We start from the raw sequence: 1,199 nt of genomic DNA on the forward strand, positions 1-1,199 counted from the left end.
CGGTAATCCTCCCGTTTTTAACGGGGCGCTATTGTAGAATTCACGCGGCCATTTTCAGTTTCTGTGCGGGTGTGATGCCGCCGATGCCCATATTGGGGCGTTCGTTGTTATAGGTCCATAACCATTGCGTGGCGAATTCCTGTGCCTCCTCGATGCTTTCGATGATGTATTGATCTAGCCATTCATGGCGAACGGTGCGGTTGTAGCGCTCGACGTAGGCATTCTGCTGCGGCTTTCCGGGCTGGATATAGCTTAGGGCAATGCCCTGCTTCTCGGCCCATTCCATCAGTTTGCCGCTGACATATTCCGGGCCGTTGTCGACCCGAATGGCAAAGGGTTTGCCGCGCCATTCGATGATCTGGCTTAGGCTTCGGATGACGCGTTCGGCCGGCAGCGAAAAGTCGACTTCGATGCCAAGCCCTTCGCGGTTGAAGTCGTCCAGGACGTTCAACAGCCGGAATTGCCTGCCATCCTCCAGACGGTCTGCCATAAAGTCCATGGACCAAACCTTGTTCGGCGTTTCAGGTACGGCCAGTGCATCCGGCTTGTCCCGCTTCAACCGCTTGCGTGGCTTGATCCTGAGGTTCAGTTCCAGCTCACGGTAGATGCGGTAGACGCGCTTGTGGTTCCAGCGGTGTCCCTGGACGTTGCGCAGGTAAAGGAAACACAAGCCGAAGCCCCAGGTCTTCTTCGCCCGCGTCAGCCCGATCAACAGGTCGGCGATCTGCTCGTTCTCATCGTTCAGCTTGCGGCTGTAACGATAGCAGGTCTCGCTGACACCAAAGGTACGGCAGGCCAGCGCAATGCTGACCCCATGTAACGCCACTGCTTTCCCGGCCATCTCCCGGCGTCGAGACGGCCGCGTCACTTTTTTCCCAGGGCCTCCTTCAGAAGGTCTGCCTGCATGCTCATCTCCGCATACATCTTCTTGAGCCGTCGGTTCTCCTCTTCCAAAGCCTTCATTTGGCTAATCATCGAGGCATCCATACCGCCGTATTTGGCTCGCCACTTGTAAAAGGACGCCGTGCTCATACCGTGTTCCCGGCACAGCTCCGGTACCGGTACACCGCCTTCCGCCTGGCGCAGGATGGCAAGGATTTGGGGTTCGCTAAATCTGCTCGTCTTCATCAAAATCTCCTCGATCATAAAGCCCGAGAAAATTCTACTTTTGAAGCCCGTTATTTTGCGGGAGGATTACC

At 56.1% G+C, this 1,199-nt stretch carries 1 protein-coding gene; it reads right to left on the reverse strand.

What is annotated here, in order from left to right:
• Positions 1-40: 40 nt before the first annotated feature.
• Positions 41-1,128 (reverse strand): IS3 family transposase gene (locus IB279_RS36710; RefSeq protein ID WP_192341242.1). Its coding sequence is split into 2 segments (ribosomal slippage): positions 41-867 and positions 867-1,128, totalling 1,089 coding nucleotides; the frame shifts between segments, so codons are not numbered across the junction.
• Positions 1,129-1,199 lie beyond the last annotated feature (71 nt).

This window comes from Ensifer sp. ENS06 (assembly GCF_014852205.1).
Classification (GTDB): Bacteria; Pseudomonadota; Alphaproteobacteria; order Rhizobiales; family Rhizobiaceae; genus Ensifer; species Ensifer adhaerens.